This is a genomic window from Pseudomonas sp. A014 (assembly GCF_052378495.1).
Classification (GTDB): Bacteria; Pseudomonadota; Gammaproteobacteria; order Pseudomonadales; family Pseudomonadaceae; genus Aquipseudomonas; species Aquipseudomonas machongensis.
Genome location: NZ_CP199001.1, coordinates 119,837 through 143,756, shown reverse-complemented (window position 1 = coordinate 143,756; position 23,920 = coordinate 119,837). Strand labels below are relative to the sequence as shown.

The window sequence follows — 23,920 nt, the reverse complement described above, 5'->3', positions numbered from 1 at the left end:
CCTCAGTTCGCTGCAGCCCTGCGTTTTTCGGCAATGCGTGAGCGTCCGTAAAGCACCACGATAGCCAGCAATGCCACCGCCTGCGCACTCAACGAATAAGCGTCGGCATGAATCCCCAGCCAATCGAACTCGAAGAACGGCACCGGTCGCGTGCCCAGTACCCCAGCCTCCTGCAGCGCCTTGACGCCGTGCCCGGCGAACACCACCGACAGCGCGCACAACAACGCAGCGTTGATGCTGAAGAACAGCGACAGTGGCAGCTTCGCCGATCCGCGCAGGATCACCCAGGCCAACCCCACCAGCAACACCAGCGCGGTAGCGCCACCGGCCAGCACCGCCTGGTGCCCGGCAGGCCCGGCCTGCAGCCACAGGGTTTCGTAGAACAGAATCACCTCGAACAGCTCGCGGTACACCGAGAAAAACGCCAGCATGGCAAAGCCGAAGCGCCCGCCGCCACTGAGCAGGCTGCTCTTGATGTAGTCCTGCCAAGCTGCGGCGTGACGCCGGTCATGCATCCAGACCCCCAGCCACAGCACCATGACCGCAGCAAACAGCGCCGTGCAGCCCTCGAGCAACTCCCGCTGGGCGCCGCCGACATCGATCACGTAGGCCGCCAGGGCCCAGGTGGCGAAACCTGCCACCAGTGCCAGGCCCCAGCCGATGTTGACGCTACGTACCGCCGACTGCTGCCCGGTATTGCGCAGGAAGGCGAGGATCGCGGCCAGCACCAGGATCGCCTCCAGGCCCTCGCGCAGCAGGATCAGCAGCCCGGAGATGTAGCTCAACGACCAACTCAGACCATCGCTGCCCAGCAGTTTCGCCGCCTGCTCCAGCTTGACCTTGGCCTCGGCCAGGCGCTGCGCAGCCTGCTCGGCGGGCAGGCCATCCTGCAGCGACTGCCGGTAGGCCATCAACGACTTCTCGGTATCCTTGCGCACCTGCGCGTCGATGTTGTCGAGCGAGCTCTCCACCAGCTCGAAACCTTCGAGATATGCGGCCACCGACAGGTCGTAGGCCTGGTCGTGATCGCCCTCGCGGTAGGCCGCCAGGCTCTTGTCCAGGGTGCTGGAGGTGTATTCGAGCAACTGTGCCGGGCCACGCTTGACCTGCGGTGGCTGGGCGCGCTGGGCACGGAATGCGGCAACGGCCTCGGCGCCTTCGTTGGCGGCGACTTCGGCCGGAGTCTGGCGGGCCAGGTCGGCGATGTTCCAGGTTTTGTCGCCCTTGGCCGCCTGCGGGTCGGCGGTGAAGCTGGCAATGTAGGCGGCCACATCCCAGCGCTGGCGTTCGTCGAGCTGGTCGGCGAACGACGGCATCTCGGTGCCCTCGATACCCAGGCCGAGGGTGTTGTACAGGTCGAACAGGCTCAACTGGTCAAGGCGCTGGGCGTCGCGCAGGTTGGCCGGCGCAGGCTCCAGGCCGACACCCGCAGGGCCGTCACCGGCACCGGTGTCACCGTGGCAGATCGAGCAGTTCTGCGCGTACAACGCAGCACCGCGTGCCGGATCCGGCGTGATCACCGGCGCCTGGCTGACCTCATAGGCCACCGCCAGCCGCGCGCCCAGCTGCCGAGCCTGGTGCGCCACGGCGCTGCCGTCCTGGCGTTGCTCGATGGCCTGGCGCAGCGCCTGCACACCCTGCTCGAGAGCGTCGCGTTCGGGGTTGGCCGGCAAGCCATTGACCAGCTCGGCCAGCACCCCGCTGAACTCCTGCTGTTCGCGGTATTCACCTTCATCCACCACCTTGCCGCCCTCTACGGTCGGCGGGTAGTCGGCACCGATATAGTCCAGCAGGTGCAACGCCTTGGTGGCGTCGGCAGGGGCTTCGGCCTGCGCCAGGGTGCTGCACAGCGCCAGCACCGGGCCGAGCAACAAGGCCGGCAACCACGCGAGCGGACGGGAACGGGGAATCATGGGGCGATCTCGGCGAGAATACGAAAGCGAACATTGTTCACTTCCACTTCGACTTGCTCAAGGTTCGCGGGCGGATTTCATGAAAAATCTTGCAACGAATACGTCCTGATCGGCCCACTCAAGACGCTCCCAGGATCTCCACCTCAGGCAAGTCCATCGCCGCCGCCTCCTCCTGCAAGAAGGCACTCAAACGCCGCAACCGCTCGCCGCCCGGGCGGGTGCGCGGCCATACGAGGTAATAGTCCAGGCCGCTGGCCACCGCCGTCGGCCATGGCAGGCTCAGTCGCCCCTGGGCGACGTCTTCGGCGACCATCAGCAGGTCACCCATCGACACCCCATAACCCCGAGCAGCGGCGATCATGCCCAGCTCCAGGGTATCGAACACCTGCCCGCCCTTGAGCGACACCGTTTCGCTCAGGCCCATGCGCGCCAGCCAACTGCGCCAGTCGCGACGATCGGGCGTCGGGTGCAACAGTTCGACACTGGCCAGCCTGCGCGCATCCCACGGCGCTTCGGCCTGCAGGTCCGGAGCGCCGACCGGGATCAGCAGCTCGGCGAACAGCCGACGCACCTCCCAGTCCACCGGAAAGTTGCCGTCGCTGAGCAGCACGGCGCAATCGAAAGGCTCTTGATTGAAATCCACATGGTCGACGTCCATCCAGGCGCTCGTCAGTTGCACCTCGTTGCCCGGCTGCAGGTGGCGAAAGCGGCTCAGGCGCGCCAGCAGCCAGCGCATGGTCAAGGTCGAGGGGGCTTTCATGCGCAGGATGTCGTCTTCGCCGCGCAAGGTATTGCAGGCCCGCTCCAGTGACGAGAAACCGTCGCGCACACCGGGCAACAGCATCCGCGCCGCCTCGGTGGGCTGCAGATTACGACCGTTGCGCACGAACAGGCGGCAGCCGAAGTGATCTTCAAGCGTGCGGATGTGGCGGCTGACCGCGCTCTGGGTGATGGACAGCTCTTCACCGGCGCGGGTGAAGGAGCTCAGCCGCGCGGCGGCTTCAAATGCGCGCAGGGCATACAGCGGTGGTAGCTGACGAGACATGAGACACCTGTCATACGGGCGCATGAGGCAATTCGGCAGAAGCATACATTCATGAGTTGAACTCATGCCAATGATCGCTTTTATCTTTTTGTGCAATGTTGACCGAAGCCTCAGAATCGTGAGCTCTTTCTGTAGGACCCACACCCAAGGACTTCGCCCCATGCATGTCGCGCCCACCACCGAACTCAAGGCTCTGCTGCGCCTGGCCGGCCCCCTGGTCGCCTCGCAATTGGCGCACATGCTGATGGTGCTCACCGACACCCTGATGATGGCGCGCATCAGCCCACAGGCGCTGGCAGGGGGCGGCCTGGGCGCGGCGAGCTACTCGTTCGTGTCGATCTTCTGCCTGGGCGTGATCGCCGCGGTCGGCACCCTGGTGGCCTTCCGCAAGGGCGCAGGTGACATCGCCGGTGCCACGCGCCTGGCGCAGAACGGCCTGTGGTTGGCCTGGGGCCTGGCGCTGGGCGCGGCCCTGGTGTTGTGGAACCTCAAACCTTTGTTGCTGCTGTTCGGCCAGCGTCCCGACAACGTCGACATGGCCATGCAGTTCCTCACCCTGCTACCCCTGGCGCTGCCCGGCTACCTGACCTTCATGGCCCTGCGCGGCTTCACCAGCGCACTGGGCCATTCGACCCCGGTGATGGTCATCAGCCTGGTGGGCACGGTACTCAACTACCTGTTCAACCACGCACTGATCGAAGGCATGTTCGGCCTGCCCAAGCTGGGCCTCATGGGCATCGGCCTGGTCACTGCCGTGGTGTCGCTGGGCATGGCCATCGCCCTGGCTCTATACATCCACTGGCACCGTGCATACGACGCCTATCCGCTGCGCAAGGGCCTGTCACATCCATCGCTCGATGCACTGCGCGAGTTGTGGCGGCTGGGCCTGCCGATCGGCGGTACCTACATCGTGGAAGTCGGCTTGTTCGCCTTCGCCGCGCTGTGCATGGGTGTACTGGGCGATACCGAGCTGGCCGCCCACCAGATCGCCCTGCCGATCATTTCGGCAGCGTTCATGGTGCCGACCGGGCTGTCCTATGCGGTGACCATGCGAGTCGGGCTGTACTACGGCGCAGGCAACCTGCTGGCCGCGCGCAGCGCCGGGCGCATCGGGATCGGCCTGGGCGCGGTGGTGATGTTCACCTTCGCGGTGCTGTTCTGGCTGTTCCCGGAGACCTTCGTGGGGCTGCTGGTCGATCGCAATGACCCAGCGTTCGCCGCCATCTTCGCGCTCGCCGTGCAACTGGTGATGGTGGCCGCCTGGTTCGAGCTGTTCGACGGCACGCAGACCATCGCCATGGGCTCGATTCGCGGCCTGAAGGACGCCAAGACCACGTTCGTGATCGGTCTGCTGTGCTACTGGCTGGTGGGCGCGCCCTGCGCCTGGGTGTTCGCCTTCACGCTCGGCGGGGGTGCGGTGGGTATCTGGTGGGGCTTGGCGCTGGGGCTGGCGTGTGCGGCGGTGGCGCTGACGCTGGCGTTCGAATGGCGGATGAAGCGCTTGCTTGGCAAGGCGGCCATGGCGGCGACGGTTTCGGCCTGAAATCAGTGGCGGCTGCGGGCCGCTCCCAAAGATACCCCGCTGGTTCTGGATTGAGTGGGGTATTTGTGGGAGCGGGCTTGCCCCGCGACAGGGCCGCTACCGGCTAAACACTCACCAACTGCGGCTTGGCCGCCTGGAACAGGTAGACGATCAGCTCATCGATCGGCAGCGGCCGGCTCACCAGGAACCCTTGCACCTGGTCGCAACCGAAATCACGCAGCAGACCCAGTTGCTCGTCGCTTTCCACCCCTTCGGCCACCACTTCCAGGTTGAGGTTGTGCGCCAGGTTGATCATCGCGTGCACCAGCTTGCGGTTTTCTTCGCGCTGCTCCATGCCGGCGACGAAGCTGCGATCGACCTTGAGCAAGGTGATGGGCAGGCTGTTCAGGTGCACGAACGACGAAAAGCCGGTGCCGAAGTCATCCAGCGAGAAACGCACACCCAGGCGCCCCAATGCATCCATGGTCTGGCGCACCACTTCATTGCGGCGCATCACCGCGGTCTCGGTCAGCTCGAACTCCAGCCAACGCGCATCGACGCCGTGTTCGACGATCAGCCGGCTCAGGGTCGCCAACAGCTGGCTGTCCTGGAACTGGCGGAAGCTCAGGTTCACCGCCATGTGCAGCGGCGCCAGGCCGTGCTCGCCCAGGGCCTGCATGTCACGCAGGGCGCGGGAGATCACCCAGTAGCCCAGCGGTACGATAAGCCCGCTCTGCTCGGCGAGCGGCACGAATTCGCTGGGCGGCAGCAGACCACGCTCGGCATGCCGCCAGCGCACCAGTGCCTCGAGGCCGACGATGGTGCCGTCCTTGAGGTTCAAGCGCGGCTGGTAGTGCAGCTCCAACTCGTCACGACGCAGGGCCCGACGCAGCTCGCTTTCCAGGTCGGCGAGGCTGCGGGCGTTGCTGTTTATTCGCTCGTTGAACACGTGATACGTGCAGCCTTGGCTGCCCTTGGCCTGGCGCATGGCGATGTGCGCATGCCACATCAACGGATCGGCGCCCGCTTGCGCACGGGCATGGGCCAGGCCCAGGCTGCAGCCAAGCAGCAGGCTTTCGCCATCGATCCAGTACGGCTCGGCCAGGGCTTCGACGATACGCTCGGCGGTGCGCTCGGCGCGGCTGGGGTCGCGGCGGGTGTCGATCAGCAGCGCGAACTCATCGCTGCCCAGGCGCGCCAACTGATCACCGGCCTCCAGCTGCTGCTTGAGTCGGTTGACCACCTGCAGGATCAGGCGATCACCGCCCTGGTGCCCCAGGGCGTCGTTGACGTGACGGAAGTTGTCCAGGTCCAGGTGACCGAGGGCCAGGCCGCGGCCTGCGTTCTCCGCCAGGCGTGCGCTGAGCAGTGCCTGGAAGCCCTGGCGATTGGCGATGCCGGTGAGCGGGTCCTGCTCGGCCAGGCGTTGCAAGGTGGCGACCAGCACACCGCGTTCACGCACATGACGCAACGAGCGGCGCAGCGCATCACTGCTCAGTTGCCCACGCACCAGCCAGTCACTCACGCCCACCGGAGGCGTTTCGGGCTCGTGCTCCAGCAGCAGGATGGTCGGCAGGTCGCAGCGCCCGGGTGTCGGCTGCAGGTCGGGCGTGGCCAGTACCACGGCCTGGCGATCGTGAACGAACAGGCTGTCCACCGCCTCCCAGTTCGGCGCAGTCAACAGTACCGCGCTGCCAGCCAGCGGCTGGACACATTCGCGCAGCAACGCAGCCCATTCCGGCTCATCGGCCAACAGCAGCAAGCGCAACGGTTCGACGGGCGTGGACAAGCGGGCTCCTTAGGGCTCGAACAGTGTGACCGAGGATGTGCCGTATCCTAACCGACAAGTGGAAATGATTCTCACTTTTATATGTGGCGTTCCCTGCCCCGCATCTCGACGGATTTTGCCGTGCATCCTGCGCGAAAGTCGCAACGCCCGCAAATCTGAATGGTGCGCTGCATCACACTGTCAGACGGTCGCGCCATAACCGACCCATGCCTGCTAGAATGCGCGGCTATTTTCTGGTTACTCCCGGTTTCTAGCATGTCCCGACTCAATCCCCGGCAACAGGAAGCCCGAGACTACGTCGGCGGCCCTCTATTGGTGCTCGCCGGTGCAGGCTCCGGCAAGACCAGCGTGATCACGCGCAAGATTGCCCACCTCATCCAGAACTGCGGCATCCGTGCCCAGTACATCGTCGCCATGACCTTCACCAACAAGGCCGCGCGCGAGATGAAGGAGCGGGTCGGCACCCTGCTGCGTCCAGGCGAAGGCCGGGGCCTGACGGTGTGCACCTTCCACAACCTGGGCCTGAACATCATCCGCCGGGAACACCAGCGCCTGGGCTACAAGCCGGGCTTCTCGATCTTCGACGAGTCCGACATCAAGGCGCTGCTGTCGGACATCATGCAGAAGGAATACTCCGGCGACGACGGGCTGGACGAGATCAAGAACATGATCGGCTCGTGGAAGAACGACCTGATCCTGCCCGCCGAAGCCCTGGAAAAAGCGCGCAACCCGCGCGAGCAGACCGCTGCCATCGTCTACACCCACTACCAGCGCACGCTCAAGGCCTACAACGCGGTGGACTTCGACGACCTGATCCTGCTGCCGGTCAAGCTGTTCCAGGAGCACACCGACGTGCTGGAACGCTGGCAGAACCGCGTGCGCTACCTGCTGGTCGACGAATACCAGGACACCAACGCCAGCCAGTACCTGCTGGTGAAGATGCTCATCGGCATGCGCAACCAGTTCACCGTGGTTGGCGACGATGACCAGTCGATCTACGCCTGGCGTGGCGCTCGCCCGGAAAACCTGATGCTGCTCAAGGAGGACTATCCCTCCCTGAAAGTGGTGATGCTCGAGCAGAACTACCGCTCCACCAGCCGCATCCTGCGCTGCGCCAACGTACTGATCGCCAACAACCCCCACGACTTCGAGAAGCAGTTGTGGAGCGAGATGGGCGTAGGCGACGAAATCCGCGTGATCCGCTGCAAGAACGAGGAAGCCGAGGCCGAGCGCGTGGCCATGGAAATCCTCACCTTGCACCTGCGCACCAATCGCCCGTACAGCGACTTCGCCATCCTCTACCGCGGCAACTACCAGGCCAAGCTGATCGAGCTGAAGCTGCAGCACCACCAGGTGCCCTATCGCCTGTCGGGCGGCAACAGCTTCTTCGGTCGCCAGGAGGTCAAGGACCTCATGGCCTACCTGCGCCTGCTGGTCAACCCGGACGACGACAACGCCTACCTGCGGGTGATCAACGTGCCGCGCCGCGAGATCGGCTCGACCACGCTCGAAAAGCTCGGCAACTACGCCACCGAGCGTGGCGTGTCGATGTATGCCGCCAGCGAGGAAATGGGCCTGGGCGAGCACCTCGATGCCCGCTATACCGAGCGCCTGCAGCGCTTCAAGCACTGGCTCGACGGCGTGCGTCACAAGGTTGCTCTGGAAGACCCGATCGCTGCGCTGCACGAGATGGTCAAGGACATCGACTACGAAAACTGGATCCGCCAGAACACCGCCAGCGACAAGGCGGCAGATTTTCGTATCAGCAACGTCTGGTTCCTGATCGACGCTCTGAAGAACACCCTCGAGAAGGACGAAGAGGGTGACATGACCATCGAGGACGCCATCGGCAAGCTGGTGCTGCGCGACATGCTCGAGCGCCAGCAGGAAGAGGAAGAAAACGCCGAAGGCGTGCAGATGATGACCCTGCACGCCTCCAAGGGCCTGGAGTTCCCCTACGTATTCATCATGGGCATGGAGGAGGAAATCCTCCCCCACCGCTCGAGCATCGAAGCCGACACCATCGAGGAAGAGCGCCGCCTGGCCTACGTGGGCATCACCCGCGCCCGCCAGACCCTGGCCTTCACCTTCGCCGCCAAGCGCAAGCAGTACGGCGAGATCATCGACTGCACGCCCAGCCGGTTCCTGGATGAACTGCCGCCGGACGACCTGGCCTGGGAAGGCCTGGACGATGCACCTGTGGAGGTGAAGGCCGCGCGGGGCAACAACGCGCTGGCCGACATCCGGGCCATGCTCAAACGCTGACCAACCATTACTCTTTAAACCTTTGCCGCTACCTTCTGGATGCGGCCACCTTTGCTACATCGAGGAATACACAGTGGAAGCACTGCAGCAGAAGATTCGCGAAGAAGGCATCGTGCTTTCCGATCAGGTTCTCAAAGTCGACGCGTTTCTCAACCACCAGATCGACCCTGCGCTGATGCAGTTGATCGGTGACGAGTTCGCCCGCCTGTTCGCAGACTCGGGCGTGACCAAGATCGTCACCATCGAAGCGTCGGGCATCGCCCCGGCGGTGATGACCGGCCTGAAGCTGGGCGTGCCGGTGATCTTCGCCCGCAAGCATCAGTCGCTGACCCTGACCGAGAACCTGCTGAGCGCTTCGGTGTATTCCTTCACCAAGCAGACCGAGAACACCGTGGCCATCTCGCCGCGTCACCTCAACAGCAGCGATCGCGTGCTGGTGATCGATGACTTCCTGGCCAACGGCAAGGCTTCGCAGGCACTGATTTCGATCATCAAGCAGGCCGGCGCCACTGTGGCGGGCCTGGGGATCGTCATCGAGAAATCGTTCCAGGGCGGTCGCGCCGAGCTGGACAGCCAAGGCTATCGCGTCGAATCGCTGGCTCGGGTGAAGTCGCTGGAAGGTGGGGTCGTGACCTTCATCGAATAAGGCCGCTACGTGAGCTCTGTGGGAGCGGGTTTACCCGCGAATGCGATTTGGGATGCGCCATCGCATTCGCGGGTAAACCCGCTCCCACAGGGGACAGTATGTCCGAGCGTTTATTTTGCAGCCTGCAACCCCGCCAGCAGCAACCGCTGGTACAGCTCCTCCTTCAGCCCCTGCGGTTCACTCAGCCCCATCCGCACCAGATGCGCCGGATAGGCCTGAGGTTCTGGCGCATCCAGCGCCGCCTTGCCCAGCTCCAGCACCTCGCTCAGCTTGAACTTGCTTTTGAGCCAGTTCAGCGCCCGCAGCAGGTCCTGCTCCTCAGGCGTGAAGTCGCTGCCCAGCGGATACTCTGGGAACAATCCCACATGCCGCGCCTTGATCGCTTCCAGGTGCTCCGGCGTATTGTCGGCGAAGCGTGCCGGCAGCTCGAAATCCCGTGCCAGCTTGCCGGCCTTCTTCGCCTGCTCCATCAAAGGCTTCTGAAAACGTGAGTCACTGATTGCCAGCAACCGCGCGATCACCTCGCTGTCGGTCTGCCCACGCAGATCGGCGATGCCGTATTCGGTGATCACGATGTCACGCAGGTGCCGGGGAATGGTGCAATGGCCGTACTGCCAGAACACATTCGACGTCACCTCGCCACCCGCCTCGCGCCAGCTACGCAGCAGCAGGATCGAGCGCCCGCCCTCCAGTGCATGGCCCTGGGCGACGAAGTTGTACTGCCCGCCCACACCGCTGAGCACCCGGCCATCTTCCAGCTGATCGGCCACCCCGGCACCGAGCAGGGTCATGCCGAACACCGTGTTGACGAAGCGTGCATCGCGGCGCTGGCGACGCTTGAGTGCTTCGTCGCCATACAGCTCGTTGATGAAGCTGATGGCGGTCATGGCGAAGCGTTTGCGCTGCTCAAGAGGCATCTGCCGCAAGCGCTGGTAGAAATCCGCGGTGCCGAGAAAGAACCCGCCATGCACCAGCACGCCTTGCTCGTCGGCCGGGCGTCGCATCACGCCTGCTTCGGCCAGGGCCAGCAGGCCGTTGACGAACATCTCGCTGCAGCCGTAGAGCCCCTGGGCAAAGGCATCCATACCACCTTCACGCTCGATCAGCGTTTTCCAGGGGTTCAGGTCCAGGTCTTCGAGCAGCGCGCGGTAGGCGTCGTTGTCGTCCTGGCGCGCGAGCAGCGCTGCGGCCACGGCATCGCCCATGGCGCCGATGCCGATCTGCAGGGTGCCGCCATCACGCACCAGGGTGCTGGCGTACAGGCCGATGCAGTGGTCCTGGAGGGTGACCGGCATGTTCGGGGTGCAGAACAGTCGACGCTGCTCGGGGGTATCGATCAGCAGGTCGAAATCCTGTGCAGGCAGTTCGGCGTCGCCCGGCATGTAGGGCAGTTCGGCATGCACCTGGCCGAGCATGAGGATGGTTTCACCGGCGGCACGGCGCTTGGCGATCATCGGCAGCAGATCGAGGGTAATGTCGGGATTGCAGGCCAGGCTCAGGTGATCCGGACGCTCGGGCGTAGCGGCAACGATCTGGGCGATGAGGTTCAAGCCCTTGGCGTTGATATCGCGCGCAGCGTGGCTGTAGTTGCTACTGACGTAGTCCTGCTGGGCGGTCTCGCTGTGCAGCAGCGAACCGGGCTGCATGAAGAACTGTTCGACACGGATGTTGGCCGGGAGGGTGTCGTTGCGCAGGTCGGCGAGGTAGTCGAGCTCTTCGTAATCGGCGAAGACGCGCTCGACGAAGGGTTCGAGGAAGCGCCGCTGCAGGCCGTCACCTAGCGGCGGTCGGCCCAGGCTGAGGGCGGTGTAGATTGTCAGGCGCCGCTCGGGCAGGCTGCGGATGCGGGCATAGAGTGCGTTGACGAAGGCATTGGGTTTGCCCAGGCCAAGGGGCAGGCCCATGTGGATATGCGCCGGGAGGCGGGCCAGGACCTGGTCGACGGCCTGGTCGATCGAGCAGCGGTGGGGCATCGGGGGCTCCTGTGGCTTTGTGGGGGGCTTACAGGTTGTGACCATTCCCCTGACTGGTTTGCTGACCGGGCCGGCCCTTTCGCGGGCAAGCCCGCTCCTACAGGTTGTGACCATTACCCTAGCTGATTTGCTGACCAGGCCTGCACATCCCGCACAAATGCAAAAGCCCGCCATCCGTGGCGGGCTTTACCCAAATCGGTCCGGCCTACAGCCCCGACATCTTCTTGATCGCACCCTTGAGCTCGTCATCCGAACAGTCGGCGCAGGTGCCCTTGGGCGGCATGGCGTTGATGCCGGTGATGGCCTTGGCCAGAATCCCGTCGAGACCGCCCTGGTGATCGGCGCGCTCTTTCCAGGCCGCCGTGTCGCCGATCTTCGGCGCATTCAGCAGGCCCGTGCCATGGCAGGCATTGCAGTGTTTGGCGATGATTTCGTCGGGTGTCTTGGCGCCACCGCCACCGGCCGATACGGCCACTTCCATGCCCTTGCACTCCTGGCCCTGGACGCACACCTGCCCCACCGGCTCCAGGCGCTTGGCGATGTTGTCGTTGGTCGCAGCGCTTGCATTGAGTGCCCAGAGGGCGAATACGGCTGCTGGTACGGCCAGCATTTTCTTGATTTGGTTCACGCGTACACCCTCATGGTGGCTAATCACGCCCGCCGCCACGGTTGGCGAGCGTTGAAAAGTATAGCGGCTACCCGGAAGGCGTGAAACGACCCCACACAGGAAAGGGGTATTGGCGAAACAATACGCTGCGCTGGATCAAAAGTTCGAAGGCGTGGCAGCACTGATCAGGCGGGCAGGTTCGTCGAAAGGGTTGCGGAAACGGTGCGGACGGGTGCTCTCGAAGTAGTAGCTGTCGCCCGCTTCGAGGATGAAGGTTTCGGCGCCGACCACCAGTTCGAGGCGGCCTTCGAGGAGGATTCCGGTCTCTTCGCCATCGTGTGTGAGCATCTCTTCACCCGTGTCGGCCCCCGGCGGATAAACCTCGTTGAGAAAGGCGATGGCACGGTTGGGGTGCGATTTGCCGACCAGCTTCATGGTCACCGCGCCGTCGGAAATGTCGATCAGCTCGTGGGCCTTGTAGACGATCTGGGTGGGGCTTTCCGGCGCAAGCTCGACGGAAAAGAACTCGACCATCGACATGGGTATGCCGCTCAGCACCTTGCGCAGGGAGCTGATCGACGGGCTCACGCTGTTCTTCTCGATCATCGAGATGGTGCTGTTGGTTACGCCCGCCCGTTTGGCGAGTTCGCGCTGGGACAGGCCCTTGAGCTTGCGGATGGCTTGCAGTCGTTCGCCGACGTCCAAAGCTTGCGCCTCCAGAAACGGTCGAGATGGGGTCAAATGTGAACGATATCATGGCAATGCCGTTCAGTATTTACAACACGCAAGACCCCAGCCTGTCCGCTTCAGCGCCTCATTCGCCGTAATAATCCAATGGCACGCGCCGCAGGTTGCAGAAGATCTGGTAGGGAATGGTGCCCGCCTGTTGCGCCACGTCACTGGCCAGGACCTGCTTGCCCCACAGCTCGACCGGGCTGCCGATACCCGCTTCGGGCACTTCGGTGAGGTCGACGCAGAGCATGTCCATCGAGACCCGACCAATCAGTTGAGTACGCTTGCCAGCGACCACCACCGGGGTGCCGGTGGGCGCGTGGCGTGGGTAGCCATCGGCGTAACCCATCGCGACCACGCCAACCCGAGTCGGGCGCGGGCTGGTGAACTTGGCACCGTATCCGACCGGCTCACCGGTTGGCAGTTCGCGCACGCTGATGATGCGCGATTGCAGGGTCATTACCGGTTGCAGGCGCGCAGCTGCGGCCTGCTCGACCTCGAACGGCGTGGCCCCGTACAGCATGATGCCCGGACGCACCCAATCACTCGGCACCTGCGGCCAGCCCAGCACACCGGGGGAGTTGCGCAGGCTGCACTCAGCAGCCAGCCCCTGGCGGGCGGCCTGGAACACGGCAACCTGCTGCTCGGTGGTCGAGGCATCGAGCTCGTCGGCACGGGCGAAGTGGGTCATCAGCACGATGCGCGCGACCTTGCCGCTGGCCAGCAGGCGCTGGTAGGCCTCGTGGTAGTCCTTGGGATGCAGGCCGACGCGGTGCATGCCGCTGTCGAGCTTGAGCCAGATGTTCAGCGGCTTGCGCACGGCGGTCTGCTCGATCGCTTCGAGCTGCCACAGCGAGTGCACCACGCACCACAGGTCGTGCTCGGCGATCAGCGCCAGCTCGCTGGCCTCGAAGAAGCCTTCGAGCAGCAGCACCGGAGCCTTGATCCCTGCGGCACGCAGCTCCAGGGCCTCTTCGATGCAGGCAACGGCGAAACCGTCAGCCTCGGTCTCCAGCGCCAGGGCGCAACGTACCGCACCGTGGCCGTAGGCATCGGCCTTGACCACGGCAAGGGCCTTGGCGCCGGACAATTCACGGGCCAGGCGGTAGTTGTGACGGAGGGCTTGGAGGTCGATCAGGGCACGGGCGGGGCGCATGGAGGGCAGCCTTCTGGTGGATCTGTTTATGACGGAGGAACGGTGCTGGCCTTTTCGCGGGCAAGCCCGCTCCCACAAGTCCTCATCCTGCCATGGGAGCGGGCTTTCCCGCGAAGAGGCCAGCGCTGCAATTACTGGTGAGCCGATACCGGGCTACCGTGGCCAGCACTCTCGCGGCTGTTGCCGTAGCGCGAGATATCCAGCCCTTCGGCACTGATCTGCGGTTTCTTGCGCGCGATCAGGTCGGCCAGCAGGCGACCGGAACCGCAAGCCATGGTCCAGCCAAGGGTGCCGTGACCTGTATTGAGGAACAGGTTGCGGAACGCGGTGCCACCGACAATCGGGGTGCCATCTGGAGTGGCCGGGCGCAGGCCGGTCCAGAAACTGGCCTGGCTCAGGTCGCCGCCGCGAGGATAAAGGTCGTTGACGATCATCTCCAGCGTTTCGCGTCGACGAGGGTTCAGCGACAGGTCAAAACCGGCGATTTCAGCCATGCCACCGACACGGATACGGTTGTCGAAACGGGTGATGGCGACTTTGTAGGTTTCATCGAGAATGGTCGAGGTCGGCGCCATGTCGGCATCGGTGATCGGCACGGTCAGCGAGTAGCCCTTGAGCGGATACACCGGTGCCTTGATCCCCAGCGGCTTGAGCAGTTGCGGCGAATAGCTGCCCAGGGCCAGCACGTAGCGATCGGCTGTCTCCAGCTTGCCGTCGATCCACACGCCATTGATACGGTCACCGGCATGGTCCAGGCGCTGGATGTTCTGGCCGAAGCGGAACTCGACGCCCAGCTTGATGGCCATGTCGGCCAGCTTGGTGGTGAACAGCTGGCAGTCGCCGGTCTGGTCGTTGGGCAGGCGCAGGGCGCCAGCAAGGATGTCCTTCACGCCCGCCAGCGCAGGCTCCACGCGGGCGATGCCGTCGCGGTCGAGCAATTCGTAAGGCACGCCAGACTGCTCGAGCACGGCGATATCCTTGGCTGCGGCATCGACCTGGGCCTGGGTGCGGAACAGTTGGGTGGTGCCCAGGGTGCGGCTCTCGTAGGCGATGCCGGTTTCGGCGCGCAGCTCGTCGAGGCAGTCGCGGCTGTACTCGGACAGGCGCACCATGCGCTCCTTGTTCACCGCATAGCGATTGGCTGTGCAGTTGCGCAGCATCTGCGCCATCCACAGGTACTGGTCGACGTCACCGGTCAGCTTGATGGCAAGCGGTGCATGGCGCTCGAGCAGCCACTTGATGGCTTTGAGCGGCACGCCTGGCGCGGCCCAGGGCGAGGCATAGCCGGGCGAGATCTGGCCAGCGTTGGCGAAGCTGGTTTCCATGGCCACCGCCGGCTGGCGATCGACCACCGTCACTTCGAAACCTTGCCGGGCCAGGTAGTAGGCACTGGCGGTTCCGATCACACCGCTACCAAGTACCAGAACTCGCATCGTTTATCCCTCGCACGCGGTACACCGCAGTCTTTTGTTGAAATGGCATGGATGCGCGCAGTATAAGAATCTCGGCCCAGTGCTTTTCACTATATAAAAACCTATATTTGGCGAGAATTCTCGGCAAAAACGCCTTTCACGGAGGGGCATCCCCTATGAGAACCCAACACCAGAGCAAACGTGAACTGGACAAGATCGACCGCAACATCCTGCGCATCCTGCAGAATGACGGGCGTATCTCCTTCACCGAGCTGGGCGAGAAAGTCGGGTTGTCCACCACCCCCTGCACCGAACGTGTCCGCCGCCTGGAACGTGAGGGCATCATCATGGGCTACAACGCCCGCCTCAATCCGCAACACCTCAAGGGCAGCCTGCTGGTGTTCGTCGAGATCAGCCTGGACTACAAGTCCGGCGACACCTTCGAAGAGTTCCGCCGCGCCGTCCTCAAGCTGCCGCATGTGCTGGAGTGCCACCTGGTGTCGGGAGACTTCGACTACCTGGTGAAGGCGCGCATTTCCGAGATGGCCTCGTACCGCAAGCTGTTGGGCGACATCCTGCTCAAGCTGCCGCATGTGCGCGAATCGAAAAGCTACATCGTGATGGAAGAGGTCAAGGAGAGCCTCTGCCTGCCAATTCCGGACTGAACCGTCAGACCAGCACCTGGCGGGTGCTGGCGATATAGCCATGGATCAGCCGCTCGGCCTCAGGTTCGATCGGCTGCTGCGGACCACGACCACGGGGGCAGGCCATGCGCGGCGTGGTGCCGAACAGGCGGCAGATCAGCGGGCGCTCTTCATAGACGGTGCAGCCTTGCGGGCCGAGGTGCACACAGTCCAGGCGCTCCAGCGCAGCATCCTGTTCGGCCTGGGTCTTGCGCGGCAGGCGAGCCATCTCTTCACTGGACGTGGTGACCGGGCCACAGCAGTCGTGGCAGCCCGGCTCGCATTCGAAGGACGGGATGAGTTCGCGCAGGAACTGGATCTTGTGGTTGCAGGGCATGGGCGGTGTGTCGTCGAGGTTTGTGAGGATTATAGGGCCATTCGCAGAGCAAGCCCTCGCCCGGTTGCCCAACCGCGAAACCCCGGCTTATCCTCGCCCCCTTCGCACCGACTCCAGGGCCTCCCCAGATGATCCACAGCGCGCAGCACGCCGCCTCCTACTATGCCGCCAGCAGCGCGCCGCAACCGGACTACCCCAGCCTCGAAGGCGAGCACAGCGCCGATGTGTGTATCGTCGGCGGCGGTTACTCGGGCCTGAATACCGCCATCGAGCTGGCCGAGCGCGGCTTCTCGGTGATCCTGCTCGAAGCCCGCAAGATCGGCTGGGGCGCCAGCGGTCGCAATGGCGGGCAGTTGATCCGTGGCGTTGGCCACGATGTCGAGCAGTTCTTGCCAGTGCTCGGCGAGGATGGCGTGCGCAGCCTCAAGCTGATGGGCCTGGAGGCCGTGGAGATCGCACGTCAGCGTATCGAGCGCCACGCCATCGCCTGCGATCTGACCTGGGGTTACTGCGACCTGGCATACAAGCCCGCCGAGCTGGACGGCTTCGCTGAAAATGCCGAAGAGCTGCGCAGCCTGGGCTACCGCCACGAGGTCCGCGTGGTGCCCGCGTCCGAGATCCGCAGCGTGGTCGGATCCGACAGCTTCGTCGGCGGCCTGGTCGACATGGGCTCGGGCCACCTGCACCCACTCAACCTGGCCCTGGGCGAAGCGGCCGCCGCCGAACGCCTGGGCGTGGAGCTGCACGAGGATTCGGCAGTAACCCGCATCGACTACGGCCCGCAAGTCCAGGTGCACACGGCGCGGGGCCGCGTGCGCGCCAGTACGCTGGTGCTGTGCACCAACGCCTACCACAACGACCTCAACCGCGAACTGGGCGGCAAGGTGCTGCCCGCCGGCAGCTACATCATCGCCACCGAACCCCTGGGCGAAGCACGTGCCCGCCAGTTGCTGCCACAGAACATGGCCGTGTGCGACCAGCGCGTGGCGCTGGATTACTTCCGCCTGTCCGCCGACCACCGCCTGCTGTTCGGCGGCGCCTGCCACTACTCCGGACGCGACCCGAAGGACATCGGCGCCTACATGGGCCCGAAGATGCTCAAGGTGTTCCCGCAGCTGGCCGGCGTGCGCATCGACTACCAGTGGGGCGGCATGATCGGCATCGGTGCCAATCGCCTGCCGCAGGTCGGGCGCCTGGCCAGCCATGCCAACGTCTATTACGCCCAGGCCTACTCCGGCCACGGCCTGAACGCCACGCACCTGGCCGGACGCCTGCTGGGCGAGGCCATCAGCGGCCAGCAGGCGGGGCGCTTCGACCTGTTCGCCAAGGTACCGCACGCGACCTTCCCTGGCGGCAAGCACCTGCGCTCGCCGCTGCTGGCGCTGGGGATGCTCTGGTACCGGCTCAAGGAGCTGCTCTGATCACGCTCGCCAGAATGGCTTGCACCCTTCCTCCCGGGCCTGCTGGCGGCTGATGCCGATATCCAGCAACTGGTGATCGCTCAACTCGCGCAACACCCTGCGCGAACGCCAGCGATGCACCATCAGCCCCAGGCGACCCAAGCCCACAGGGGCACTGGAAACCTTGGGCCACTGCCATGCGCGCAGTTCTTCCGCCAACAGTTGCAGCCGTACATCGCTCAAGCCGTTCATCGCCATGTCTCCTGATTGCCTCGAAAGCTGGAGAAAGCATGCGCTCGGCAGACATGCACGATACAGATTCAACACAGGGTTATTATTTCCATACAGAATTGGCACAGCGGCCGCTGAATGCAGTATTTTTGGCCAATCTGTATCGCTCACCTTGCCCCGCGTGTGCAGGAGTATGCCGTGACCCTCTACATGAACCTCGCCGAATTGCTCGGTGCCCGGATCGAACAAGGCCTGTATCGTCCCGGCGAACGGCTGCCGTCGGTGCGCTCATTGAGCCTGGAACACGGCGTCAGCCTGAGCACCGTACAGCAGGCCTATCGCCAGCTGGAGGACAACGGCCTGGTGGCTCCGCGCCCCAAGTCCGGCTACTTCGTCACGGAAAATCGCAGCCTGCCGGCCCTGCCCGCCATCAGCCGCCCCGCCCAACGCCCTGTGGATATTTCCCAGTGGGAACAAGTGCTCGAATTGGTGCGTGCCAGCCCTCACCCCGACGTGATCCAGCTCGGCCGCGGCATGCCCGACATCGAGAGCCCGACGCTCAAGCCCCTGCTGCGCAGCCTTGCCCAGCTCAGCCGGCGCCTGGACATGCCAGGGCTGTACTACGACAACATCCACGGCAACGAAGCCCTGCGTGAACAGATCGCCCGCCTGACGCTCGACTCAGGTTGCAACCTCGGGCCAGGCGACCTGGTGGTGACCACCGGTTGTCACGAAGCGCTGTCGACCAGCATCCGCGCAGTGTGCGAGCCGGGCGACATCGTCGCGGTAGATTCGCCCAGCTTCCACGGCGCCATGCAGACGCTCAAGGGCCTGGGCATGAAGGCGCTGGAGATCCCCACAGACCCGACCACCGGCATCAGCCTGGAGGCGCTGGAACTGGCGCTGGAGCAATGGCCGATCAAGCTCATCCAGATCACCCCCAGTTGCAACAACCCGCTGGGCTACATCATGCCCGAGGCGCGCAAGAAGGCCCTGCTGACCCTGGCCCAGCGCTACGACGTGGCGATTCTCGAAGACGATGTGTACGGCGACCTGGCCTACACCTACCCACGCCCACGCACCATCAAATCGTTCGACGAGGATGGCCGCGTACTGCTCTGCAGCTCGTTCTCCAAGACCCTGGCCCCAGGCCTGCGAGTCGGCTGGGTGGCGCCCGGGCGCTACCTGGAGCGGGTGCTGCACATGAAGTACATCAGCACCGGCAGCACGGCCTGCCAGCCCCAGTTGGCGATCGCCGACTTCATCGCCGAAGGCCACTATCAGCCGCACCTGCGCCGAGTCCGGGCGCAGTACCAACGCGCCCGCGACCAGATGAGCGACTGGGTGACCCGCTACTTCCCGCCCGGCACCCGCGCCAGCCGGCCCCAGGGTGGCTTCATGCTGTGGGTGGAACTGCCCGAGAGCTTCGACACCCTGCGGCTGAACCGTGCGCTACTGGAACAGGGCGTACAGATCGCCGTCGGCAGCATTTTTTCGGCGTCGGGCAAGTACCGGCACTGTCTGCGCATGAATTTCGCCACCCGCGCCACCCCGGAAATCGAGGCGGCGGTACGCAAGGTAGGTGAAACTGCCTATCGCCTACTGGCGCAGGACAGTGACGCCGGGTAACTTTGCAGCGCTTTGCACGGTCCAACCTTCCAGTGACCTGTCGTACAGGACGATTCGCCTTTGAGACTCCAGCGGGCTCTGCCCCTCCTGCTGGCGCTGCTGCTCGGCCTGAGCGGCTGCGCCAGCGTCGATGCACCTCGCGACGTGAGCCAGGCGCTGCCGGCCAACGACTCGGCGTTCGGCCGCTCAGTCCAGCGTCAGGCCGCGCCCTATGAGGGGCGCTCCGGCTTTCGCCTGCTACCGAACAGCAACGAAGCCTTCCGCGCCCGCGCCGAGCTCATCCGCAACGCCCAGACCAGCATCGACCTGCAGTACTACATCGTCCACGATGGCCTGAGCACCCGCGCCCTGGTGCACGAGCTGCTGCGCGCCGCCGACCGCGGCGTGCGGGTGCGCATCCTGCTCGACGACACCACCAGCGATGGCCTGGACAGCCTGATCGGCACCCTCGCCGCCCACCCTCATATCCAGATTCGCGTGTTCAACCCGCTGCACCTGGGCCGCAGCACTGGCCTGACGCGTGCCATGGGGCGGCTGTTCAACCTGTCGCTGCAGCACCGGCGCATGCACAACAAGCTGTTCCTGGTCGACAACAGTATGGCCATCGTCGGCGGCCGCAACCTGGGTGACGAGTACTTCGACGCCGAGCCCAACCTGAACTTCACCGACATCGACCTGCTGGGTGTAGGGCCTGTGGCCGAGCAACTCGGGCACAGCTTCGACCAGTACTGGAACAGCGCCCTGAGTCGGCCGATCGGCGACTTCCTGTGGAGCACGCCGGACGCCAGCGACCTGCGCGCTAGTCGCCAGCGCCTGGAAACCTGGCTGGCGCAGGCCAGGGTGCAGCGCAAGGCGCTGTACGACCGACTTATGGCCTATCAGACCGCGCCACGCCTGGACATCTGGCGCAACGAGCTGATCTGGGCACACAGCCAGGCGCTGTGGGATGCGCCGAGCAAGGTGCTGGCCCGCGGCGAGCCCGACCCCCAATTGCTGATGACCCAGCAACTGGCGCCGGACCTGAAGAACGTACACCGCGAGCTGATCCTGGTCTCGGCCTACTTCGTGCCGGGCGAGCCAGGCCTGCTGTACCTCACCAGCCGCGCCGACGCCGGCACCTCGGTCAAGCTGCTGACCAACTCGCTCGAAGCCACCGATGTGCCGGCCGTGCACGGCGGCTATGCGCCCTATCGCCGTGCCCTGCTCGAACATGGCGTGGAGCTGTTCGAGCTGCGTCGCCAGCCCGGCGACCCGAGCGCCGCGCGCGGCGTCCTCAGCTTCAAGGGCCAGTCCGACTCGAGCCTGCACAGCAAGGCAATGGTCTTCGACCGGCGCAAGACCTTCATTGGCTCCTTCAACTTCGATCCGCGCTCGGTGTTGTGGAACACCGAGGTCGGGGTGATGGTCGACAGCCCGGAGCTGGCCGAGTACACCCGCGCGCTGGCCGAACAGGGCATGGCGCCAGCCTTGAGCTATCAGCCGAAGCTGGTGGACGGGAAGATGGTCTGGGTGACCGAGGACAATGGCCAGGTGCATACCCTGACCTCGGAGCCCGGTGGAATGTGGCGCCGGTTCAATGCCTGGGTGGCCAAGGCGGTAGGGCTGGAGAAGATGCTCTAGCAGACGGGCCGCGCAAGTGCGGCCCGGCTATTTCAGGCAGAGGCGGGCTCGAACGCACCGGGACGCCGGGTCAGCAGCACCAGGCCTGCAGCACCAGCGGCCATCAGGAACAGCAACGCATGGCCACTGACCCACTGGCTGCTGGCACCGGCCAGCAAGGGCCCGAGCAGGCAACCGATACCCCAGAGCTGCGCCACGTGGGCATTGGCCCGCACCAGCGCATCGTCCCGATAACGCTCGCCGATCAGGATCAGCGACAGGGTGAACAAGCCCCCCGCGCTCGCACCGAACAGTACCCACAGCGGCCACACCGCCGGGGTGTGCAGCAGCAGCGGAATCGCCAGGCTCGAGCCCAGCAGACTCACCGCACAACCACTGAACAAGGTTTGCCGGGACATGCGATCGGCAAGGGCGCCAATCGGCAGCTGCAGCACGGCATCGCCGACCACGACGGTACTGACCATGAACAACGCCACTTCGGCGGTGAAGCCCTGCTGCAACACATACACCGGCAGGAGCGTCAGGATCATCGCCTCGAATGCCGCGAACAACGCAATGGCCCAGGCAATTACCGGCAAGCGCCGGCAGAAGGCGAACAAGTCGCTGAAGGTCACGCTACACGCCTCGGTCGACGGCGCACCACCGCGGCCAAGCAGGAGCAAGGGCGCGAGCAGCAGCAGGCCGCTGGCGGCCCAGAAACCGAAATCATCTTCCGAGCCGAGAAAGCCCAGCACCAGCGGCCCGGCCAGCTGGCTCAGGGCATAGCTGCTGCCATACAGCGCCACCAGCCGCCCACGCCACTGCTCGACCACCAACTGGTTGATCCAGCTTTCGCCGAGGATGAACACCACCGTCAGTGACATGCCGATCAGCAGGCGTAGCGCCAGCCACAGCGGATAGCTGGGCAACACTGCCACCAACACGATCGACAACGCACCGCCCCACAGGCACAGGCGCATCGCCGATGGCACGCCGACCCAACCCGCCAGGCGGCTGGCCAGGCTGGCGCCGAGCAGCACACCGATTGCCGGCATCGCCGCCATCACACCAATGGCGAACCCGCCGTAGCCCCAGCCTTCCAGGCGCAGGGACACCAGCGGCATGCTCACGCCGAGCGCAAGCCCGACACTGAGCACCGACGCCAGTACGGCAAAGTAGGTTCCCCAACGCATTGCAGACTCCCAGGTAAATTTGTTCAGGCCCATTCGCGGGCAAGCCCGCTCCCACATGTACGCCGCCGCTCTCAAGGACAGCGCCGGGCCTGTGGGAGCGGGCTTGCCCGCGAAGAAGACTACCGGTTTACAACTTGATCCAGGTCGCCTTCAGCTCGGTGTACTTCTCCAGTGCATGCAGCGACTTGTCACGGCCGTTGCCCGACTGCTTGAAGCCGCCGAACGGTGCGGTCATGTCACCGCCGTCGTACTGGTTGACCCACACGCTGCCGGCACGCACGGCGCGGGCAGTCTTGTGCGCCTTGGAGATATCGGCGGTCCAGATGCCGGCTGCCAGGCCATACGGGGTATCGTTGGCGATGGCGATGGCCTCTTCGGCGGTGTCGAAGGCGATCACCGACAGCACCGGGCCGAAGATTTCTTCCTGGGCGATCTTCATGGCGTTGGTCACACCGTCGAAGATGGTCGGCTCGACGTAGGTGCCGCCGGTCTCTTCGAGGATGCGCTTGCCACCGGCCAGCAGCTTGGCGCCGTCCTGATGACCGGCGTCGATGTACGACAGCACGGTGTTCATCTGCTGGGTATCGACCAGCGCACCGACCGTGGTGGCCGGATCCAATGGGTTGCCGGGCTTCCAGGCCTTGAGGGCCTCGACCACCAGCGGCAGGAACTTGTCCTTGATCGAGCGCTCGACCAGCAGACGCGAGCCAGCGGTGCAGACCTCGCCCTGGTTGAAGGCGATGGCGCTGGCAGCGGCTTCGGCGGCGGCCTGCAGGTCAGGGGCGTCGGCGAAGACGATGTTCGGGCTCTTGCCGCCAGCTTCCAGCCAGATGCGCTTCATGTTCGATTCGCCCGCGTACACCATCAGTTGCTTGGCGATCTTGGTAGAACCGGTGAACACCAGGGTATCGACATCCATGTGCAGGGCCAGGGCCTTGCCGACGGTGTGGCCATAGCCAGGCAGCACGTTCAGCACGCCTGCCGGGATGCCCGCCTCGATGGCCAGTTGGGCGATGCGGATGGCGGTCAGCGGGGATTTCTCGGAAGGCTTGAGCACCACCGAGTTGCCGGTGGCCAGCGCCGGGCCGAGTTTCCAGCAGGCCATCAACAGCGGGAAGTTCCATGGGACGATGGCACCCACGACGCCTACCGGCTCACGGGTCACCAGGCCCAGTTGGTCGTGCGGGGTCGGTGCGACCTCGTCGTAGACCTTGTCGATGGCTTCGGCAGTCCAGTGGATGGCCTGGGCAGCGCCCGGAATATCGATGGTGGAGGAGTCGCCGATCGGCTTGCCCATGTCCAGGGTTTCCAGCAGCGCCAGTTCCTCGACATGCTTGCGCAGCAGGTCCGCGAAGCGGATCAGCTTGGCCTTGCGCTTGGCAGGAGCCAGTTGCGACCAGACGCCAGAGTCGAAGGTGGCGCGAGCGTTTTCCACGGCGCGGTTGGCGTCGGCCAGGTCACAACTGGCAACCTTGGCCAGGAAACGTCCGTCGACTGGGCTCAGGCACTCGAAGGTTTCGCCGGAGGCGGCGTCGGTGTATTCGCCGTTGATGAAGGCGCGGCCTTCGATCTTCAGTTGCTGGGCACGCTGTTCCCAATCCGCACGAGTCAGGGTGGTCATACGAAACTCCTCCTCTTGTTAAGGTGCAGCCCCGTATTGAGGACTCACGGGCACTGTCAGAAATTCTGGCCGGGCGACAAGCGCACACGGGCATCCGACACCCTAAACCAGGCCGGTTAAACTATCAATATATTTGACACGAATGGCTTAAAAGCCTACTGATGTGC

At 64.6% G+C, this 23,920-nt stretch carries 19 protein-coding genes; 7 read left to right on the top strand and 12 right to left on the bottom strand.

The features are described from left to right. Positions 1-2: 2 nt before the first annotated feature. Together ACTYOL_RS00695 and ACTYOL_RS00690 are read right to left on the bottom strand one after the other, a co-directional pair. Entirely contained in the window at positions 3-1,913 is a 1,911-nt protein-coding gene (locus ACTYOL_RS00695; RefSeq protein WP_153772885.1) for a cytochrome c/FTR1 family iron permease, read from the bottom strand. Positions 1,914-2,031: 118 nt separating this feature from the next. Continuing rightward, positions 2,032-2,958, bottom strand: a complete 927-nt coding sequence (locus tag ACTYOL_RS00690) for a LysR substrate-binding domain-containing protein (RefSeq protein WP_054894102.1) — start codon at positions 2,956-2,958, stop codon at positions 2,032-2,034. 160 nt (positions 2,959-3,118) lie between these two features. On the opposite strand from ACTYOL_RS00690, the gene ACTYOL_RS00685 reads away from it, so the two are divergent. Beyond that, a complete protein-coding gene (locus ACTYOL_RS00685; RefSeq protein WP_444757411.1) occupies positions 3,119-4,501 on the top strand; it encodes a NorM family multidrug efflux MATE transporter in 1,383 nt (460 codons plus the stop codon). A 103-nt stretch (positions 4,502-4,604) separates the two neighbouring features. Here the strand turns inward: ACTYOL_RS00685 and ACTYOL_RS00680 are convergent, their stop codons facing one another. Then, a complete protein-coding gene (locus ACTYOL_RS00680) occupies positions 4,605-6,269 on the bottom strand; it encodes a putative bifunctional diguanylate cyclase/phosphodiesterase (protein ID WP_054894104.1) in 1,665 nt (554 codons plus the stop codon). Positions 6,270-6,524: 255 nt separating this feature from the next. Here ACTYOL_RS00680 and rep point away from each other — a divergent pair, with 255 nt between their 5' ends. Further along, positions 6,525-8,534, top strand: a complete 2,010-nt coding sequence (gene rep / locus ACTYOL_RS00675; protein ID WP_444757410.1) for a DNA helicase Rep — start codon at positions 6,525-6,527, stop codon at positions 8,532-8,534. 73 nt (positions 8,535-8,607) lie between these two features. Next, positions 8,608-9,180 (top strand): xanthine phosphoribosyltransferase, encoded by a 573-nt coding sequence (locus ACTYOL_RS00670; protein WP_444757409.1) that lies wholly within the window; start codon positions 8,608-8,610, stop codon positions 9,178-9,180. A 110-nt stretch (positions 9,181-9,290) separates the two neighbouring features. Here the strand turns inward: ACTYOL_RS00670 and ACTYOL_RS00665 are convergent, their stop codons facing one another. The 5 genes from ACTYOL_RS00665 to dadA all read right to left on the bottom strand — a co-directional run bounded on the left by ACTYOL_RS00665 (position 9,291) and on the right by dadA (position 15,081). Beyond that, positions 9,291-11,153, bottom strand: coding sequence for an acetyl-CoA hydrolase/transferase C-terminal domain-containing protein (locus ACTYOL_RS00665; RefSeq protein WP_444757408.1), 1,863 nt, complete (start codon positions 11,151-11,153; stop codon positions 9,291-9,293). A 205-nt stretch (positions 11,154-11,358) separates the two neighbouring features. After that, positions 11,359-11,781, bottom strand: a complete 423-nt coding sequence (locus ACTYOL_RS00660) for a c-type cytochrome (protein WP_444757407.1) — start codon at positions 11,779-11,781, stop codon at positions 11,359-11,361. Positions 11,782-11,916: 135 nt separating this feature from the next. Further along, positions 11,917-12,465, bottom strand: a complete 549-nt coding sequence (locus tag ACTYOL_RS00655) for a cupin domain-containing protein (RefSeq protein WP_054894107.1) — start codon at positions 12,463-12,465, stop codon at positions 11,917-11,919. Between the two features lie 109 nt (positions 12,466-12,574). Next, positions 12,575-13,648 (bottom strand): alanine racemase, encoded by a 1,074-nt coding sequence (gene alr / locus ACTYOL_RS00650; protein WP_054894108.1) that lies wholly within the window; start codon positions 13,646-13,648, stop codon positions 12,575-12,577. Between the two features lie 131 nt (positions 13,649-13,779). Further along, the gene (dadA, locus tag ACTYOL_RS00645; protein WP_065864728.1) at positions 13,780-15,081 is read right to left on the bottom strand and encodes a D-amino acid dehydrogenase; all 1,302 of its coding nucleotides are present in this window, start codon (positions 15,079-15,081) and stop codon (positions 13,780-13,782) included. Positions 15,082-15,236: 155 nt separating this feature from the next. On the opposite strand from dadA, the gene dadR reads away from it, so the two are divergent. Next, a complete protein-coding gene (gene dadR, locus ACTYOL_RS00640) occupies positions 15,237-15,725 on the top strand; it encodes a transcriptional regulator DadR (protein WP_003258963.1) in 489 nt (162 codons plus the stop codon). 4 nt (positions 15,726-15,729) lie between these two features. Here dadR and ACTYOL_RS00635 read toward each other — a convergent pair whose 3' ends face one another. After that, positions 15,730-16,080, bottom strand: a complete 351-nt coding sequence (locus ACTYOL_RS00635; protein ID WP_054894110.1) for a YkgJ family cysteine cluster protein — start codon at positions 16,078-16,080, stop codon at positions 15,730-15,732. 128 nt (positions 16,081-16,208) lie between these two features. On the opposite strand from ACTYOL_RS00635, the gene ACTYOL_RS00630 reads away from it, so the two are divergent. After that, the gene (locus ACTYOL_RS00630; protein WP_444757406.1) at positions 16,209-17,501 is read left to right on the top strand and encodes an NAD(P)/FAD-dependent oxidoreductase; all 1,293 of its coding nucleotides are present in this window, start codon (positions 16,209-16,211) and stop codon (positions 17,499-17,501) included. Here the strand turns inward: ACTYOL_RS00630 and ACTYOL_RS00625 are convergent, their stop codons facing one another. Beyond that, the gene (locus ACTYOL_RS00625; RefSeq protein ID WP_444757405.1) at positions 17,502-17,732 is read right to left on the bottom strand and encodes a DUF1127 domain-containing protein; all 231 of its coding nucleotides are present in this window, start codon (positions 17,730-17,732) and stop codon (positions 17,502-17,504) included. It abuts the gene before it with no gap. 177 nt (positions 17,733-17,909) lie between these two features. On the opposite strand from ACTYOL_RS00625, the gene ACTYOL_RS00620 reads away from it, so the two are divergent. Together ACTYOL_RS00620 and ACTYOL_RS00615 are read left to right on the top strand one after the other, a co-directional pair. Further along, positions 17,910-19,340 (top strand): aminotransferase-like domain-containing protein, encoded by a 1,431-nt coding sequence (locus ACTYOL_RS00620; protein ID WP_172964799.1) that lies wholly within the window; start codon positions 17,910-17,912, stop codon positions 19,338-19,340. 60 nt (positions 19,341-19,400) lie between these two features. After that, the gene (locus tag ACTYOL_RS00615; RefSeq protein ID WP_444757404.1) at positions 19,401-20,960 is read left to right on the top strand and encodes a phospholipase D family protein; all 1,560 of its coding nucleotides are present in this window, start codon (positions 19,401-19,403) and stop codon (positions 20,958-20,960) included. Positions 20,961-20,992: 32 nt separating this feature from the next. On the opposite strand, the gene ACTYOL_RS00610 is transcribed toward ACTYOL_RS00615, so the two are convergent. Continuing rightward, complete coding sequence (locus ACTYOL_RS00610) at positions 20,993-22,132, bottom strand: MFS transporter (RefSeq protein WP_444757403.1); 1,140 nt, start codon at positions 22,130-22,132, stop codon at positions 20,993-20,995. A 127-nt stretch (positions 22,133-22,259) separates the two neighbouring features. Next, positions 22,260-23,753, bottom strand: a complete 1,494-nt coding sequence (locus ACTYOL_RS00605; protein ID WP_054894116.1) for an aldehyde dehydrogenase — start codon at positions 23,751-23,753, stop codon at positions 22,260-22,262. Positions 23,754-23,920 lie beyond the last annotated feature (167 nt).

Coding starts and splice junctions, on each gene's coding strand:
- ACTYOL_RS00695 (WP_153772885.1), bottom strand. CDS start 1,913: ATGATTCCCCGTTCCCGTCCGCTCGCGTGGTTGCCGGCCTTGTTGCTC.
- ACTYOL_RS00690 (WP_054894102.1), bottom strand. CDS start 2,958: ATGTCTCGTCAGCTACCACCGCTGTATGCCCTGCGCGCATTTGAAGCC.
- rep (WP_444757410.1), top strand. CDS start 6,525: ATGTCCCGACTCAATCCCCGGCAACAGGAAGCCCGAGACTACGTCGGC.
- ACTYOL_RS00685 (WP_444757411.1), top strand. CDS start 3,119: ATGCATGTCGCGCCCACCACCGAACTCAAGGCTCTGCTGCGCCTGGCC.
- ACTYOL_RS00630 (WP_444757406.1), top strand. CDS start 16,209: ATGATCCACAGCGCGCAGCACGCCGCCTCCTACTATGCCGCCAGCAGC.
- ACTYOL_RS00605 (WP_054894116.1), bottom strand. CDS start 23,753: ATGACCACCCTGACTCGTGCGGATTGGGAACAGCGTGCCCAGCAACTG.
- ACTYOL_RS00635 (WP_054894110.1), bottom strand. CDS start 16,080: ATGCCCTGCAACCACAAGATCCAGTTCCTGCGCGAACTCATCCCGTCC.
- ACTYOL_RS00665 (WP_444757408.1), bottom strand. CDS start 11,153: ATGCCCCACCGCTGCTCGATCGACCAGGCCGTCGACCAGGTCCTGGCC.
- dadR (WP_003258963.1), top strand. CDS start 15,237: ATGAGAACCCAACACCAGAGCAAACGTGAACTGGACAAGATCGACCGC.
- dadA (WP_065864728.1), bottom strand. CDS start 15,081: ATGCGAGTTCTGGTACTTGGTAGCGGTGTGATCGGAACCGCCAGTGCC.
- alr (WP_054894108.1), bottom strand. CDS start 13,648: ATGCGCCCCGCCCGTGCCCTGATCGACCTCCAAGCCCTCCGTCACAAC.
- ACTYOL_RS00625 (WP_444757405.1), bottom strand. CDS start 17,732: ATGAACGGCTTGAGCGATGTACGGCTGCAACTGTTGGCGGAAGAACTG.
- ACTYOL_RS00610 (WP_444757403.1), bottom strand. CDS start 22,132: ATGCGTTGGGGAACCTACTTTGCCGTACTGGCGTCGGTGCTCAGTGTC.